This is a genomic window from Belnapia sp. F-4-1 (assembly GCF_000802185.1).
In the GTDB taxonomy this organism is placed as follows: Bacteria; Pseudomonadota; Alphaproteobacteria; order Acetobacterales; family Acetobacteraceae; genus Belnapia.
The window spans coordinates 4670826-4685441 of sequence record NZ_KN676113.1 but is presented as its reverse complement, the minus strand read 5'-3'; the positions used below and the strand labels follow the sequence as shown (position 1 = coordinate 4685441).

Genomic DNA, 14616 nt, shown 5'->3' with positions numbered 1-14616 from the left:
ATAGCGGAGGCGTCGGCCGTTGCCAAACCTGTTGGCCGCGGATACCCGTTTTCGGCCAACAGAGAGGATGCCGCCATGACGACCCCCGGAGTGCGCCCGTTGATCGCCGGCAATTGGAAGATGCACGGCAGCCTGCGCGATGCCGGGGTGCTGGCCGAGGGGGTACGGGCCGGGGGGGCGGGTGCACGGGCGGAGCTGCTGGTTTGCCCGCCCTTTCCCTATCTGGTGCCGGTCGGTGGCGCTCTGGGTAGCGATGTTGCGCTTGGCGGGCAGGATTGCCATGCGGCGGCGAAGGGCGCCCATACCGGCGACGTGGCGGCGGCGATGCTGCGGGATGTCGGGGCCAGCTATGTGATCCTCGGCCATTCCGAGCGCCGGGCAGATCATGGCGAGACGGATTCCGTCGTGCGGGCCAAGGCCGAGGCGGCGCTGGCGGCGGGGCTGACTCCCATTGTCTGCGTTGGCGAGAGCGAGGCGCAGCGGGTCGTGGGCGAGGCGGAGGCCGTCGTCACCCTGCAACTCGATGGCAGCCTGCCGGAAGGCTTCGCTGAGGCAGGTGGTGTCGTCGCCTACGAGCCGGTTTGGGCCATCGGCACCGGGCTGACGCCCACCGAGGTAGAGATCGCGGCAATGCACGCGACCATCCGGGCCAATCTCGAGAAGCATTTCGCAGCCGCAGGAGCGAAGCTGCGGATCCTCTACGGCGGGTCGGTGAAGCCGGGAAATGCGAAGGGCATCCTCGCCCTGCCGCATGTCGACGGGGCGCTAGTCGGTGGGGCGAGCCTGGTGGCCGGGGATTTCCTGGCGATCGCGGCGGGGGTGCCTGACGCCGCGTGACGCCGCTGCTCATCGGCTCGGAGATCTACCGGCACTCCTCCTATGGGCCGAAGCACCCGCTGGCGATTCCCCGCGTCTCGACGGCGCTGGACCTGATCGAGGCGCTGGGCTGGCTGCCGCCGGGCGGGTGGATCGAGGCGCCGATGGCGACGCCGGCGGAGCTCGCACGGTTTCATGCGCCGGGTTACATCGCGGCCTTGCAGCGGGCGGAGGCGACGCAGCGGGCGACGCCGGAGGATCAGGCGCGCTTTCATATCGGGGCGCATGGAAATCCGGTCTACCGGGAGGTCTTCTCCCGGCCGGCGACGAGCGCGGGGGGCTGCATGCTGGCCGCCCGCCTCACTGTGGGGGGTGGGGTGGTCTATTGCCCCGGCGGGGGGACGCATCACGGGCAGCCGGATCGAGCGAGCGGCTTCTGCTACCTCAACGACCCGGTGCTGGGGCTGCTGACTTGGCTCGATGCCGGGCTCGACAATGTCCTCTATGTCGATATCGACGCGCATCATGGGGATGGGGTGCAGGACGCCTTCCATGACGATCCGCGCGTCTTCACCCTGTCGGTGCATGAGGAGGGGCGCTGGCCGCGGACCGGGGCGCTGGAGGATCGGGCGGGCGGGGCAGCGCGCAACCTGCCGGTGCCGGCGGGCTTTAACGATTCCGAGATGCTCTGGGTGCTGCACCAGGCGATTCTGCCGGCTGCGCGTCGGCTACGGCCGCAGGCGATCATGCTGCAATGCGGGGCGGATGCGCTGGAGGAGGACCCGCTGTCGAAGCTCTCGCTCTCCAACAATGCGCATTGGGGGATAGTACGGGCGCTGATGGATCTGGCGCCGCGGCTGCTGGTGCTGGGGGGGGGCGGGTACAACCCCTGGACGGTTGGGCGGTGCTGGGCGGGAGTCTGGGCGGTACTCAACGGCTTCGACATCCCGAAGCGGCTGCCGCCGGCAGCGGAGCAAGTGCTGCGGGCGCTGCGCTTCGGGCGGGCGGCGGGGCGGAATCCGCCGGAGCATTGGTTCACCACGCTGCGGGATGCGCCGCGGCCGGGTGTCGTTCGAGCGGCGGTGCAGCGGGCGGCGGCGGCCGTGGTACGGGACCTCGACACTATCCCGGTTCGGGAGCGTTGAGGGTCCATCTCCGCAACAGGACCCGTCATGCCAAGGCTCAACTCCCGCCTGATCGATACCGGCAGCCCGCCCATTCCCGAGATCCAGGCCTGGGGCCGGCGCTATGACGGTCGGCATGGGCCGCTGATGAACCTCTGCCAAGCGGTGCCGGCTTATCCGCCGCCGCCTGAGATGCTGGAGCGGCTCGCCGCGGCGGCGGGCAGCGCCGAGGCCGCCGCCTATGGGCCGATCCAGGGCGACATGGCGCTGCGGGAGGCCTATGCGGCACATCTGCGCGGCCTCTACGGGGGCGAGTGCGGGCCGGGGCATGTCGCCATCACCGCCGGTTGCAACCAGGCCTATTTCGTCACCATGATGGCGCTGGCTGGGCGAGGCGATGCGGTACTCGTGCCGACGCCCTGGTATTTCAACCATGCGATGACGCTCGACATGCTTGGCATCGAGGCGCGGGGCCTGGCGTGCGGCCCCGGCTTCCTGCCGGACCCAGCGACGGCAGAGGCGTTGATCGACGGTCGGGTGCGAGCCATCGTCTTGGTGACGCCGAACAACCCGACCGGGGCGGTCTATCCGCCGGAACTCATCGCGCGGTTCCATGCGCTGTGCCAGCGGCGTGGAATCTGGCTGGTGCTGGACGAGACCTACCGGGACTTCCTGCCGCCCGGGGCCGGGGCGCCGCATGGGCTCCTCCGAGGCGAGGACTGGCCGGAGAACCTCATCCAGCTCACCAGCTTCTCCAAGTCCTTCGCCATTCCGGGGCACCGGCTTGGTGCGCTGGCGGCGCCGGAGGTGCTGCTGCCGCAGCTCAGCAAGGTGATGGATTGCGTGCAGATCTGCGCCAACCGGCCCGCCCAGGCGGCGTTGGCCTGGGGGATCGAGGCTCTGACCGGCTGGCGCGAGGCGAAGCGGGCGGAGATGGACGAGCGGGCGAGAGCACTGCGAGCAGGCTTCGAGGGATTGGTTGGATGGCGGCTGGAGGCGCTTGGGGCCTACTTCGCCTATGTGCGGCATCCCTTCGGCGCTGCCTCGGCCTGGGATGTGGCGCGGCATCTGGCGACGGAGCATGGGTTGATGGCGCTGCCGGGCCCGGCCTTCGCCGGGGAGGAGCGGCACCTGCGCATTGCCTTCGCCAATGTCGATGCGGCGGCGATCGCGTCGCTGCTTTGGCGGCTGCGGCAGGTGGCGGAGGAACGGCTGGTCCTCGCTGCGGCGGGTTGATGGGTCAGGCCGCCGGAAGCTCGAGCACCATTCGTGCGAAGGCGTCCGGCGCCTCCTGCGGGAGGTTGTGACCGATGCCGGGGAGGACGCGGCGCTCATAGGTGCCGCTGAAATGGCGATGATGGGTGGCGGAGGCCTCGACGGGGCCGACGCCATCGGCGCCGCCATGCGGGGCGATGGTCGGGACCGTGATGCGCGGCTGGCGGGCGAGGGCCGCCTCGATCGGCTCCAGAGCCGAGTCGCCTTCAGCATAGCCGAAGCGGTGGCGGTAGGACTGGATCACCACCGGGACGAAATCCGGGTTGTCGAAGGCGGCGGCGCTGGCAACGAAGGTGGCGTCGTCGAAGTGCCATTCGGGGGACCAGAGACGCCAGAGCAGGCGGGCGATGCCACGGCGGTCGGCCTGAAGCCCGGTGCGGCCACGCTCGGTGTGGAAATAGTACTGGTACCAGAGGCGGTGTTCCTGCTCGGGAGCGGCGGGTTTCACCGAGGCAGCGATGTCCTGGATGTTGTATCCGGTGCAGGAGACGAGGCCGGCGACGCGCTCCGGCCAGAGCGCCGCGGCGATGCAGGCGGCGCGGCCGCCCCAGTCATAGCCGGCAAGGGTGGCGCGGGGGATGGCAAGCGCATCGAGCAGGTCGAGCAGGTCCTGGCCGAGGGCGGCCTGCTGGCCGGAGCGGGGCGTCTCGGGCGAGAGGAAGCGGGTCGGGCCATACCCGCGCAGATAGGGGATGATGCAGCGGCGGCCGGCGGCGGCGAGGCGTGGCGCGACCTCGGCATAGGCCTGTGGCGCGTAGGGAAAGCCGTGCAGCAGCAGGACGGGCTGCCCGTCGGGCGGGCCCGCTTCCGCGTAGGCGATCTCGAGCTTCGGGGTGCGGATGGTGCGGAGCGCGTCCATGCGGGGAGTATGGTCGTCGGGCCGGGCTGATGCCAAGCTGGGTCCCATGCTTCGACGCTCCCTGCTCGGCCTCGCCGGCTTCCTCCTCGCCACTCCCGCCTTCGCCCAGGGCGAGCCGCAGCCGCGGCTGCCCGAGGAGAAGCTCGTCATCGTCACGCGCGAGGGCAAGAGGCATGAATTCCGGGTGGAGATGGCGTTGACCATGGAGCAGCAGATGGTTGGGCTGATGTTCCGCCCAAGCGTCGGGGCAGACGAGGGGATGCTGTTCGACTGGGGGCAGCCGCGCGAATCCAGCATGTGGATGCGCAATACCCTCGCCCCTCTCGACATGGTCTTCATCAGTGCGGATGGACGCATCCACCGGATCGCGGAGCGGACGGTGCCTTATTCCCTCGCTGCCGTCGACAGCCGCGGGCCGGTGCGGGCGACGCTGGAGCTGGCGGCGGGGACGGCGGAGCGGCTGGGGCTGCGCGTCGGGGACCGGGTGATCCAGCGGATCTTCAACAACGTGGATTAGAGACGCGGCGGCAGCATCACCATGCGTCCGGCGAGGGGGATGGGCGCGGCACGATAGGCGGAAAGGCCGCGGCCGCTGCCGGGGTTTGCATTGGCGAGAACCGAGGCGCGGTCGGCACCATTCGATAGCATGAAGCCGCCGCCGGGCTGGCTTGGGCGGAAGAGTGGCAGCGCCACCTGCGGCGCGGGCGCCGGTCGAGCTTGCTCCTGCGCCCAGGCAGCAGCGACTCGGGCGCGGTAAGGCTTGGCATGTTCCGGCGTCTGGGAATGATAGGCCGCGGCGGCGGCCATCCAGTCGGCGCGGGTGGATTTGAGTTCCTTCAGGAAGCGGGCAGCATAGCGCACATTGGCAAGCGGGTCGAAAGCCTCGGCCAGGCTGGCGAAGGCATTCGGGTGATGGCGCAGGTTGATCTGCATGCATCCGATGTCGATGGATCGCACGCCCTGGGCTTGGTTGGAGCGGACGGCGGCAATTGCTGCCGCCTTGTCAGGGAAGAAGCTGCCGCGCCCCTCGGCATTGATGGTCCAGGGCCAGGGCTCGAGCGTGCCGGTGGCCGGGTCGCGGCGGCCGGATTCCACGCGGGCGATGGCGGCGAGGAGGCGCGGCGGGAGGCCCGCCTCGCGTTCCACCGTGGTTATGGCCGCCTCACACAAGCCGTTCGGCGTTGCCGTGGCGGGCAGGGGAAGCAGGAGCAGCGCCAGGACGAAGAGCAGGCGGTAACAGGGCATCGCTGAGTTCCGGAGCCCGCGACATGCGGGCGGCGGGCGGACTCAGCGCAAAGGGCGTGCCAGACCGGACCTTAGAGATGCGGAACAGCGTGCTGGAGGAAGCCGGCATGGCCTTGGGATCGAAGGCGAGACGTCCGATCCCGCGTTTCCGGTCAGGCGGTCGCCAGCACCGGGCTCCTGCGCGTCCATCCCCGCGGCACCGGATCGATGGCTGCTTCCGGCCGGCGGGCGTTGCGCGCGGTCTCGACCGCGGCCGGGCTCGGCTCGAAGGCGACATAGCCGCGGCCCCAGACGGTGCGGATCATCTCTGCCGCACCGCAATCGGCGAGCTTGCGGCGCAGCTTGCAGACAAAGACGTCAACGATCTTGGAATCGGGCGCCATGCCGTCGGCATAGAGGCTGCTCATGAAGCGCTCCTTGGTCAGGAGAACGCCCTTGTGCAGCATCAGCGTCTCGAGGAAGTCGAATTCGCGGGCCGTCAGATTGACGCGCCGGCCATCGACCACGGCGGCGTGCTGTGCCTGGTCGAGCGTGACGTTGCCGCAGACCAGGCGGGCGCTGGCATGGCCGCGGGCACGGCGGGCGAGGGCCTGGAGCCGGGCGGCGAGCACGCGGAGATGGATCGGGTTGGCGAGCACGTCATCGGCGCCGGCGTGCAGCAGCCCCTCCTCTTCAGCCGGCTGGGCGGTGCGACCGCAGAGCACGGCAACCGGCAGGTTGAGGCCGCGCCGGCGGAGATCGGCGATGGCAGCCTGGGCCTCGCGAACGGGGCCGTCGATGCGCAGGATGAGCCCGTCGTAGGGCCCACTCAGCGCAAGGGCAGAGGGCAGGTCGTCCAGGGTATCGATATCGTCACAGCGGAGGCCGAGATCGGCAAGGCCGGCGACGAGGGTCGCGGCATTGGCCGAAGGGGAGGCAAGGAGGATATGCATGCGCTGCTCCGCCGGGTGGATCGTCTGCGAGACCGTTGGTGATCACAGGATAGTGTGCAGGATAAGGAATACAATCCAATTCGCGTGATGCGTGTGTCGGTAACCCTCACTGTGGCTCTGGCGAAACACCTGTGCGATGCCAAATCGGACGAGCCGCGTTGTGGCCTGTCCTCGCCTTAGGAGTATGAAGATGTTCATTCGCAGGCGCCGTGGCTGGGAGATTCCGGAGAGTGCGGCGACGCCGGAGGCGCTGGTCTTTGGCCGGCGAGCGGCGCTGAAGGCGGCAGGGCTGGCCTCGATCGGGCTGCCTGGGCTGGCGCGGGCGGCTGATTTTCCGGCAGCCGCGCGCAACGCCCGGTACGAGCCCGGCCGCGCCATCACGGCCGAGCGAGAGGCGACCACCTATAACAACTTCTACGAGTTCGGCACCGACAAGGGTATCTACCGGCCCGCGCAGAAGCTGCCGCTTTCGCCCTGGACGGTGAAGGTCGATGGGCTCGTGGACCGGCCGCGGGAGTTCTCGGTCGAGGACCTGATCAAGGCCATGCCGGTGGAGGAGCGGGTCTATCGGCTACGCTGTGTCGAGGCTTGGTCGATGGTGGTGCCCTGGACGGGCTTCCCGCTCTCGGCGCTGCTTTCGGCTGTCGGCGTACAGGCCGGAGCCAAGTATGTGCGCTTCGAAACGGCTGCCTTGCCGGCGGTGATGCCGGGGCTGCGGCAGTCTTGGTACCCTTGGCCCTATGTCGAGGGCTGCACCATCGAGGAGGCAGGAAACGATCTCTCTTTCCTCGTCGTCGGAGCCTATGGCAAGCCCCTGCTGGCGCAGAATGGCGGGCCGATCCGCTTCCACCAGCCCTGGAAGTACGGTTTCAAGGCGGGCAAGTCGCTGACGCGGATCAGCCTGATGGCGGAGCGCCCGAAGAGCTTCTGGGAGGCGATCCAGCCGCAAGAGTATGGCTTTTGGGCCAACATCAACCCGGACGTGCCGCATCCGCGCTGGAGCCAGGCGAGCGAGCGGGTCCTAGGCACAGGCGAGCGGGTGCCGACGCAGCTCTTCAACGGCTATGGCGAGTTCGTCGCCGGGCTCTACGGCAACCTGCAGCGGGAAAGGCTCTGGACCTGATCCCGAACCGGTCCCGCCGGGCAGAGGGGCACGATCCGCGGCGGAAAGCGCGGCCGCCTGCGACGGCCTTGGCGAGGGCAGGCCAGCGAGCAGTGCAGTGCCCGCGGCAGGGGATGACGCGACGTCGCGGCATGGCGGCGCACCCTTCTGTCACCGAAAAGGCTACAGGCGTTGGCGGGCTTCGGCGATGACCCTGAGCACGTCCGGCGTCAGGTCGTAGGCAGCGAGTTCTTCCGGCAGGGCCCAGGCGATGGCGGAGACGTCGTCGCCGGGGCGGCCCTCGCCGCCGGTGCGGCGGCCGCAGAAATCGATGATGGTGTAGTGATAGCGCGTGGCGCCGCCCGGGTCGGTGGTGATGGCATCGACCACGGCGGCGAGTTCGAGCGGGCCGGCCTCGATGCCGGTTTCCTCGAAGAGCTCGCGCCGGGCCGCCGCCTCGGCCCGCTCGCCGAGATGCTGGGCGCCGCCGGGGAGCGACCAACTGCCGACGCGGGGCGGCTTGCCGCGCCGGGCGAGCAACACGCGGTCGCCGTCGAAGACGACGATGCCGATGCCGACCCAGGGGCGGTCGGGATATTCTCTGGTGCTCATCGGGCCTGCGGCGGTGGCGGCGCGGCGCGAGGCAGAAGATCCTCGAAGCGGGGGATGAAGGCTTTCTCCTTCCACACGCCGACCTGGTAGACCCAGTTCCGCCAGCGGGCGTTAAGCGGCTCGCTGCCCGGGCCCTGGGCGGCGAGGCGAATCCAAAGGGTTTCGCCGTCATGGCTCGGGGCGACTGTGACGGCAAGGCCGTCGACAAGGTCAAAGCGGGACTCGCCGAGGGCGCTGCCGGGCGCCTCGGCGGCGGGCCTCACATCGAGGAAGGTAAGGAATTCGAAGCCACGCGCCACCTCGTCGAGCGACACGTCGTCGAGCGGACGTGGGTCGAGGGGTTGTTCGAGGCGGAGCTTCGCCTCGGCCTCGTCGCCACGGGCGAGCCTCAATTCCGGCTCGCCGGCGCGGCGGACGGTGACGCGGCGCACGCGGTCCCCGGCGATGTTGGCGATGTCGCGGTCGAGCCAGAGCTGCGCGTCGGCATCGGCGGGCAAGCGGCCCTCGGCCAGCCAGGCCTGGCTCTCGGCGGGTCGGCGGATATAGACGCTCTCCGGCACGTTGCCTTGGGTGCGCACCCGGCGGCGGCCGATGACCAGTTCGGCGATCGGCTGGTCACCGGCGGCGAGGACGCGCAGCAGCAGGGCGGTGCTGCCGGGACGCGAAGGATCCTCGACGCCCAGCCGGTCGTGCTGGCCGGGGTCGGCGGTGCGTGGTTCCACGAGACGCAACTCGGTGAGGCCGACCAGCAACTCGCGCACTCGCTCGGGGCGGACGGGGTAGTTGCCCTTCTCCGGCAGCACCCAGGCCTCGCCCTGGCGGAGCAGGGTGAGGCTGCCATCATGCTTGCGGATCTCGATCCTCGCCGCCTCGGCGAGACGTGGGGCGAGGCCGGGGTAGGCGAGGCTGGCGGCGGACGGGGCGACCTCTTCCTGCAATGTCTTAGGGGTGAGGAGCAAGGCAGCGCCCACCGTCACGATGGCGCCGCCGCCGAGGAGAAGCAGGGTCCGGCGTTGCATCGGTGTCTCCTCAGGCCCGGGCGGCGGCGCGGCGGCGCTGCCGCAGCACGGCGAGGCCGATGGCGAAGAGGGTCAGCAGCGCCGGGACGAGGGCGATGTTGACCAGGCGGAGCGTCGTCTCCAGCCCCTCGATGTCGCGGCGCAGCTCGAGCTGCACGGCGCGGAGCTGGCGGCGAGTGGCGATGATCTCCTCGCGGGCGCGGTCGATCTCGGCGCGCTGCTCGGGCGTGATCACGGCTTGGTTGGCGTTGCGCTCGGCGCCGGGGGCGGTGGGGGTGCCTTGGCGCAGCTCGCGCAGGCGGCGCTCCGTCTCCTCCAACCTCTGGGTCAGCTGGCGCTCGGTCTGACGGTACTGGGCGTCGGCGTTGCGGCGGATGTCCTCGACCAATTCGAAGGGGCGCAGGCTCTCGCCGCGGGAACGGAGCGAGATCAGCGCGTCGGACCCGCCCAGCGTGTCGGTGATGTTGCTGACCAGGGCGCCGTTGCCGCTGATCGGCGTCGCCATCGCCTGGCCGAAGAAATCCTGGATGCGGACCCAGAAGCGGTCCTCCAGGATATCGCTGTCGTTGATGACGACGAGATTGGCCGGGCCCTGGCTGCGGGCGAGATGGGCGGGGAAACCCTCTGGTCGCTGCTGACCCTCGGCGAGCGGAGGCGGGCCGTCCGGGAAGGCGGAAGCAAGCTCGCCGCGCAGCCGGGCGGCAAGGACATGGCGGCTGCCATCGGCACGGAAATCGGCGAGCAGGCGCGCCGGGCTCGGGTCCTGGCTGACGCGGGCGGCGTCCACCACCATGCTCTGCGCGGAGGAGGTCAGCAGTGGGGTGAATTCCACCGTGCTGCCTTCGCGCTCCCGCAACTCGCCGGCGGAGGCGACGGTGACCTGGTCGAGCTGGGCGAGGGAAACCTCGGCGCGGTTCAAGCTGTCGCCCTGGAGGTTGTACCAGGCAAGGTAGTCCACGGCCTGGACGCGGTCGCCGGGGCCGGCGCGGACGCGCCAGGCGCCGCGCAGGTCAAGCACCACCTTGTCGGAGGGAGCCTCGACGCCCCAGGCATTCAGCAGCCGGTCGAGGGAGGAGGCCGTGTTGGTCTGCGGCTGGCCGGTCGGGCCGGGGCGGGCGGCCTGGCTCTCGGAATGCGGGTCGACCAACAGGAAGAGCTTGCCGCCGCGCATGACGAACTGGTCGACCGCGTATTGCGCCGCGTCGCTCAGCCCCTGCGGATGGGCGAGGATGAGAACCTGCACATCTGCGTCGATCACCTGCGCGTCGAGCGCGACGTCCTTCACGGTGAAATACTGACGGAGCTGCGTCATCACCGCGGCCGGCTGGGCGAGCTGGGGCTGGCGCAGCATCATGGCGCGCGGGTCGCCGTTCAGCGGCAGGGGCGACATCACGCCGATAGTCGGGCGGCGGGGGTTGGAGAGCTCGTAGACAAGGCGCGTCAGATCGGCCTCAAGGAAGCGCTCGCGGTCCGGCTGGAAGAAGGCCAGCACCCGCTCGTCATCGACAAGGTTGGTGCCGGCGAGGCCGAAATAGACCTGCTCGCCGGACTGGTCTACCGGCACGCCCTGCAGGCCATAGGCCATGGCGCGGTCCTCCGTCTCGGAGAAGGGCTCAGGGTCGAGGACCTCAAGCTTCACCTTGCCCTTCGAGAGCGAGACGTATTCCGCCAGCATCTCGCGCACCCGGTCGGCATAGGCGCCGTACATCGGGATTTCGGCACCGAGGCGGCGCGAATAGAAGAGGCGGAGCGTGATCGGGTCCTGCAGCCCGCCGAGGATCTGCTTCGTCCCGCCGGAGAGGGTGTAGAGGCCCTGGCTCGTCAGGTCGATGCGAGCGCGGGGCAGCAGCCGGTCCGCCAGCATGTTGATGCCGATGACGAGCACCGCGGCGGCCAGCAGGCCGAGGGCGGAGGTGCCGAGGCGGCGGCTGCCGCGGCGCGGGGTGGTCTCGCTCATAGGCTAGTCCGCCTTCCGATGGTCGAGCACCACGGCATTCACGAAGAGGAAGAAGCCGATGAAGCTGGCAAACCAGATGAGGTCCCGCGCCGCGATGATGCCGCGGGTGAAGCCGCCGAAGCGATCCGCGACGGAGAGGTTGCGGGCGATCTCGGCCAGCACCGGCAGCCGCGTGTCGAGGAACTCGGTGACGACGGGGCTGCCGGCGGCGGCGAAGAGGAAGCAAAGGGCGACGGCGATGACGAAGGCGATCACCTGGTTCCGCGTCAGTGCCGAGACCGCGGCGCCGAGCGCGAGATAGGCGCCGGCGACCAGCAGGCAGCCGACATAGCCGGAGAGGATCACGCCGTTGTCGGGCGAGCCGAGGATGTTGACGGTGATCCAGAGCGGGAACGTCAGCGCCAACGCAATCCCGCAGAAGGCCCAGGCCGCGAGGAATTTGCCGAGCACCGCCGCCCATTGCGGCAGGGGCAGGGTCAGCAGCAGCTCGATCGTGCCGAGGCGCCGCTCCTCCGCCCAGAGGCGCATGGTCAGCGCGGGGACGAGGAAGAGGAAGAGCCAGGGGATGAATGAGAAGAAGGGTACGAGGTCCGCCTGGCCGCGGCCAAAGAAGTTGCCGAGGGTGAAGGTGAGCGCACCGGCCAGGACCAGGAAAATGACGATGAAGACCGTGGCGACCGGCGTGGCGAAATAGCCGGCCAGCTCGCGCCGGGCGACGGTGAGGGCAGCCCGCATCAGGTGGCCTCCTGCCCGAGGGTGAGGCGGCGGAAGACGTCGTCGAGGCTGCTGCCCCGCTCCTCCAGCACGGAGGGCGGCGCATCCACCACCACCTTGCCGCGGGCGATGATGATGGCGCGGGTGCAGACGGCGCCGACCTCCTCCAGGATATGGGTGCTGATGACGATGGCCTTCTCGGGCGCCATGCGGCGGATCAGCTCGCGGACCTCGTGCTTCTGGTTGGGGTCAAGGCCGTCGGTCGGCTCGTCCAGCACCAGCACGGGCGGGTCGTGCAGCAGGGCCTGGGCAAGGCCGACGCGGCGCTTGAAGCCCTTGGAGAGGGTCTCGATCGGCTGCAGGCGGATGCCGTCGAGCTGGGTGAGCGCCATGGCATGGGCGGTGCGGTCGGCCAGCTCGCTGCCCCGGTAGCCGCGGATGCGGCCGGTGAAGGCGAGGAAGCCGGCGACCGTCATCTCCGGGTAGGTCGGCGCACCCTCGGGGAGGAAGCCAAGGCTTCGCTTGGCCTCCACCGGCTGTTCCACCACATCGGCGCCACAGATGCGGGCAGTGCCGGCGGTGGGCGGAGTGAAGCCGGCCAGCATCCGCATGGTGGTGGATTTCCCGGCACCATTGGGGCCGAGGAAGCCCAGCACCTCGCCCCGTTCCACGCTGAAGGAGACGTCATCCACCGCAGTGAAGCCGGCGAAGCGTTTGGTCAGGCGCTCGATCTCGATCAGCGCAGCCAAGGCAGGACCCCCCATCATGCAGCCCGGCGGGGGGACTTACCGGGATGCGCCGGCTTTGCAAGCCCCTCTTGGTTCAACCGGCCCTCAAGGTTTCCATGGCCGCCTCCTTGCCGAAAAGGCGGAGCAGCAGGCGCACCGCCTGGCCGCGGGGGGTGGCGAGGGCCGGGTCCTTCTCCAGGAGAAGGGCAGCGTCGCGGTTGGCCATGGTGACGAGGCCGTCCTGCGCCTCCGCTTCCGGAAGGCCGAGGCGGAAGACGGGGGCTCCGGACTGGCGGGTGCCAAGCGCTTCGCCGCCGCCGCGCAGGCGGAAGTCGGCATCGGCGATGGCAAAGCCGTCCTCGGTGTCGCGGAGCGTCAGCAGGCGTTCGCGGGAGGCGAGGCCGAGGGCCTCGTCATAAAGCAGCATGCAGTAGCTGGCCTCGGCGCCGCGGCCGACCCGGCCGCGCAGCTGGTGAAGTTGGGCGAGGCCGAACTGGTCGGCATGCTCCACCACCATCACCGTCGCCTCCGGCACGTCCACGCCGACCTCGATGACGGTGGTGGCGACCAGCAGCCTGGTCCGGCCGGCGGCGAAGGCCTGGATGGCCTGCTCGCGGATATCCGGGTCGAGCCGGCCATGGGCGAGGCCGACCTGACCGGGGAAGCGCTCGGACAGCTCGGCGAAGCGGGTCTCGGCGGCGGCCATGTCCACCAGCTCCGATTCGGCGACATGGGGGACGACCCAGTAGACCCGAGCACCGCGTTCCATCGCCCGGCCGATGCCGGCCACCACATCCGGCAGGCTGCGGAGGCCGTGCAGGGTGGTGGTGATGGGCTGCCGCCCGGCCGGCTTGCCGGCGAGGCGGGAGACGGCCATCTCGCCCCATTGCGTCAGCAGCAGGGTGCGGGGGATGGGGGTTGCCGTCATCACCAGCATGTCCGCCTCGCCGCCCTTCTCAGCCAGCAGCAGGCGCTGGGCGACGCCGAAGCGGTGCTGCTCATCCACCACGGCGAGGCCGAGGTCGCGGAAGGTGACACCCTCCTGGAACAGCGCATGGGTGCCGATGGCGATCTGCACGGCGCCGCTGGCGAGGCCGGAGAGCACCCGTTTGCGCTGGGCCCCTTTCACGCTGCCGGCCAGGAGTTCCACGCGGACGCCAGCCGGGGTGCAGAGGCGGCCGAGGGTCCGGGCGTGCTGGCGGGCGAGGAGCTCGGTCGGGGCCATCAGCGCAGCCTGGGCGCCTGCCTCGACGGCACGCAGCATGGCCAGCGCCGCGACCAGCGTCTTGCCGGCGCCGACATCGCCCTGGAGGAGGCGGAGCATGCGGTGGGGAGCGGCGAGGTCGGCATCGATCTCGCGCAGCGCATGGGCCTGGGAGGGGGTGGGAGAATGGCCGAAAGCGGCCAGCGCCTGGTCGCGGAGGTGGCCGTCGCCCTCCAGGCTGCGGCCCGGGCGCTGGCGGACGCGGCGGCGGACCAGGGCAAGGGCGACCTGGCCGGCCAGCGCCTCGTCATAGGCGAGGCGGGTGCGGTGGACCGGAGGCGGCGCGCTTTCCGGAGCCTGAAGGGCGTGCAGCGCCGGGGCGAAGCCAGCCCAGCCCTCGCGACGGAGCAGGGCGGGGTCGTGCCATTCCGGCAAGTGCGGGATGCGGCCCAGTGCCGGGACCATGGCCTTGACGATCTGGCCCGTGCGCAACCCCTGGACCAGCGGCCAGACCGGCTCCAGCACCGGCAGGCCTTCCGGGCCGGTGGCGGTCAACGGATTGATCATGGAATAGGCGCCGGCCTCGGCCTTCACCTTGCCGGCGAAGAGGCGCTCGGTGCCCGCCGGCAGGAGCTGCCGCAGCCATTCGAGCCTTCCGTTGATGAAACGGATCAATATCGGCTTGCCGGCTGCTTCGGCCCGGATCTCCACATAGCCACGGCCGGTGCGGGACCGGGCTGCGCGGTGGCTGACCACCAGGGCGGGGAGGATGACCTCGGCATCGGCCGGCGCCTCCGCCGGGCTCTCGATGCGGATGCGGGTGGCGTAGCGTTCCGGCAAGTGGAACAGGAGGTCGAGTACCCGGCTGCCGCCGATTGCTTCCGCCATGCGTTTGGCGATCATCGGTCCCACCCCGGGCAGGCTGCCCAGGGGCGCGAAGAGGGGGGTAAGCTCGGTTTGCTCCGGATTCATCGCGCGGAACCGCCAATGCGGCCGCCGCGTCGGGCTGACAGGATTCCCATGGCCCCC

General features: G+C 70.2%; 14 protein-coding genes. 5 read left to right on the top strand and 9 right to left on the bottom strand.

The features are described from left to right. Positions 1-90 precede the first annotated feature (90 nt). Genes tpiA through LH62_RS22090 form a run of 3 tightly spaced genes read left to right on the top strand, consistent with a single transcriptional unit; the run spans position 91 to position 3176 of the window. Positions 91-837, top strand: coding sequence for a triose-phosphate isomerase (gene tpiA / locus LH62_RS22100; RefSeq protein ID WP_201445640.1), 747 nt, complete (start codon positions 91-93; stop codon positions 835-837). Continuing rightward, entirely contained in the window at positions 834-1961 is a 1128-nt protein-coding gene (locus tag LH62_RS22095) for an acetoin utilization protein AcuC (protein WP_043364321.1), read from the top strand. Before tpiA ends, LH62_RS22095 begins: the two co-directional genes overlap by 4 nt. A gap of 27 nt (positions 1962-1988) precedes the next feature. Next, entirely contained in the window at positions 1989-3176 is a 1188-nt protein-coding gene (locus tag LH62_RS22090; protein WP_043364319.1) for an aminotransferase, read from the top strand. Between the two features lie 4 nt (positions 3177-3180). Here LH62_RS22090 and LH62_RS22085 read toward each other — a convergent pair whose 3' ends face one another. Continuing rightward, positions 3181-4122, bottom strand: a complete 942-nt coding sequence (locus LH62_RS22085) for an alpha/beta fold hydrolase (protein ID WP_236552606.1) — start codon at positions 4120-4122, stop codon at positions 3181-3183. Between LH62_RS22085 and LH62_RS22080 the strand changes: the two genes are divergently transcribed. Beyond that, complete coding sequence (locus LH62_RS22080) at positions 4121-4591, top strand: DUF192 domain-containing protein (RefSeq protein ID WP_043364316.1); 471 nt, start codon at positions 4121-4123, stop codon at positions 4589-4591. The genes LH62_RS22085 and LH62_RS22080 overlap by 2 nt on opposite strands. On the opposite strand, the gene LH62_RS28650 is transcribed toward LH62_RS22080, so the two are convergent. Then, positions 4588-5319 (bottom strand): lytic transglycosylase domain-containing protein, encoded by a 732-nt coding sequence (locus tag LH62_RS28650; protein WP_052214813.1) that lies wholly within the window; start codon positions 5317-5319, stop codon positions 4588-4590. The genes LH62_RS22080 and LH62_RS28650 overlap by 4 nt on opposite strands. Before the next feature lie 152 nt (positions 5320-5471). Further along, complete coding sequence (locus LH62_RS22070) at positions 5472-6251, bottom strand: response regulator transcription factor (RefSeq protein WP_052214812.1); 780 nt, start codon at positions 6249-6251, stop codon at positions 5472-5474. Between the two features lie 190 nt (positions 6252-6441). Here LH62_RS22070 and msrP point away from each other — a divergent pair, with 190 nt between their 5' ends. Beyond that, positions 6442-7374 carry a protein-methionine-sulfoxide reductase catalytic subunit MsrP gene (msrP, locus tag LH62_RS22065; protein WP_043364314.1) on the top strand — a complete coding sequence of 311 codons (933 nt, stop codon included), beginning with the start codon at positions 6442-6444 and terminating at the stop codon, positions 7372-7374. A 162-nt stretch (positions 7375-7536) separates the two neighbouring features. Here the strand turns inward: msrP and LH62_RS22060 are convergent, their stop codons facing one another. The 6 genes from LH62_RS22060 to recG form a co-directional block, all read right to left on the bottom strand. Continuing rightward, positions 7537-7965, bottom strand: coding sequence for an NUDIX hydrolase (locus LH62_RS22060; RefSeq protein ID WP_043364313.1), 429 nt, complete (start codon positions 7963-7965; stop codon positions 7537-7539). Then, positions 7962-8984, bottom strand: a complete 1023-nt coding sequence (locus LH62_RS22055) for a DUF4340 domain-containing protein (RefSeq protein ID WP_043364311.1) — start codon at positions 8982-8984, stop codon at positions 7962-7964. The genes LH62_RS22060 and LH62_RS22055 overlap by 4 nt, the downstream gene beginning before the upstream one ends. A 10-nt stretch (positions 8985-8994) precedes the next feature. Continuing rightward, entirely contained in the window at positions 8995-10941 is a 1947-nt protein-coding gene (locus LH62_RS22050) for a Gldg family protein (protein WP_043364309.1), read from the bottom strand. A gap of 3 nt (positions 10942-10944) precedes the next feature. Further along, on the bottom strand, positions 10945-11676 hold the full coding sequence (locus LH62_RS22045; RefSeq protein ID WP_043364307.1) for an ABC transporter permease: 732 nt from the start codon (positions 11674-11676) through the stop codon (positions 10945-10947). Further along, the gene (locus tag LH62_RS22040) at positions 11676-12404 is read right to left on the bottom strand and encodes an ABC transporter ATP-binding protein (RefSeq protein WP_052214811.1); all 729 of its coding nucleotides are present in this window, start codon (positions 12402-12404) and stop codon (positions 11676-11678) included. The genes LH62_RS22045 and LH62_RS22040 overlap by 1 nt, the downstream gene beginning before the upstream one ends. A gap of 73 nt (positions 12405-12477) precedes the next feature. Continuing rightward, positions 12478-14559, bottom strand: coding sequence for an ATP-dependent DNA helicase RecG (gene recG / locus LH62_RS22035; RefSeq protein ID WP_043364305.1), 2082 nt, complete (start codon positions 14557-14559; stop codon positions 12478-12480). Positions 14560-14616: the final 57 nt, after the last annotated feature.

Bases quoted from the DNA above. Each gene is read 5' to 3' on its own strand.
- LH62_RS22080 (WP_043364316.1), top strand. From the start codon at position 4,121: ATGCTTCGACGCTCCCTGCTCGGCCTCGCCGGCTTCCTCCTCGCCACT.
- LH62_RS22050 (WP_043364309.1), bottom strand. From the start codon at position 10,941: ATGAGCGAGACCACCCCGCGCCGCGGCAGCCGCCGCCTCGGCACCTCC.
- LH62_RS22045 (WP_043364307.1), bottom strand. From the start codon at position 11,676: ATGCGGGCTGCCCTCACCGTCGCCCGGCGCGAGCTGGCCGGCTATTTC.
- recG (WP_043364305.1), bottom strand. From the start codon at position 14,559: ATGAATCCGGAGCAAACCGAGCTTACCCCCCTCTTCGCGCCCCTGGGC.
- LH62_RS22070 (WP_052214812.1), bottom strand. From the start codon at position 6,251: ATGCATATCCTCCTTGCCTCCCCTTCGGCCAATGCCGCGACCCTCGTC.
- LH62_RS22055 (WP_043364311.1), bottom strand. From the start codon at position 8,984: ATGCAACGCCGGACCCTGCTTCTCCTCGGCGGCGGCGCCATCGTGACG.
- LH62_RS22060 (WP_043364313.1), bottom strand. From the start codon at position 7,965: ATGAGCACCAGAGAATATCCCGACCGCCCCTGGGTCGGCATCGGCATC.
- LH62_RS22085 (WP_236552606.1), bottom strand. From the start codon at position 4,122: ATGGGACCCAGCTTGGCATCAGCCCGGCCCGACGACCATACTCCCCGC.
- msrP (WP_043364314.1), top strand. From the start codon at position 6,442: ATGTTCATTCGCAGGCGCCGTGGCTGGGAGATTCCGGAGAGTGCGGCG.
- LH62_RS28650 (WP_052214813.1), bottom strand. From the start codon at position 5,319: ATGCCCTGTTACCGCCTGCTCTTCGTCCTGGCGCTGCTCCTGCTTCCC.
- LH62_RS22090 (WP_043364319.1), top strand. From the start codon at position 1,989: ATGCCAAGGCTCAACTCCCGCCTGATCGATACCGGCAGCCCGCCCATT.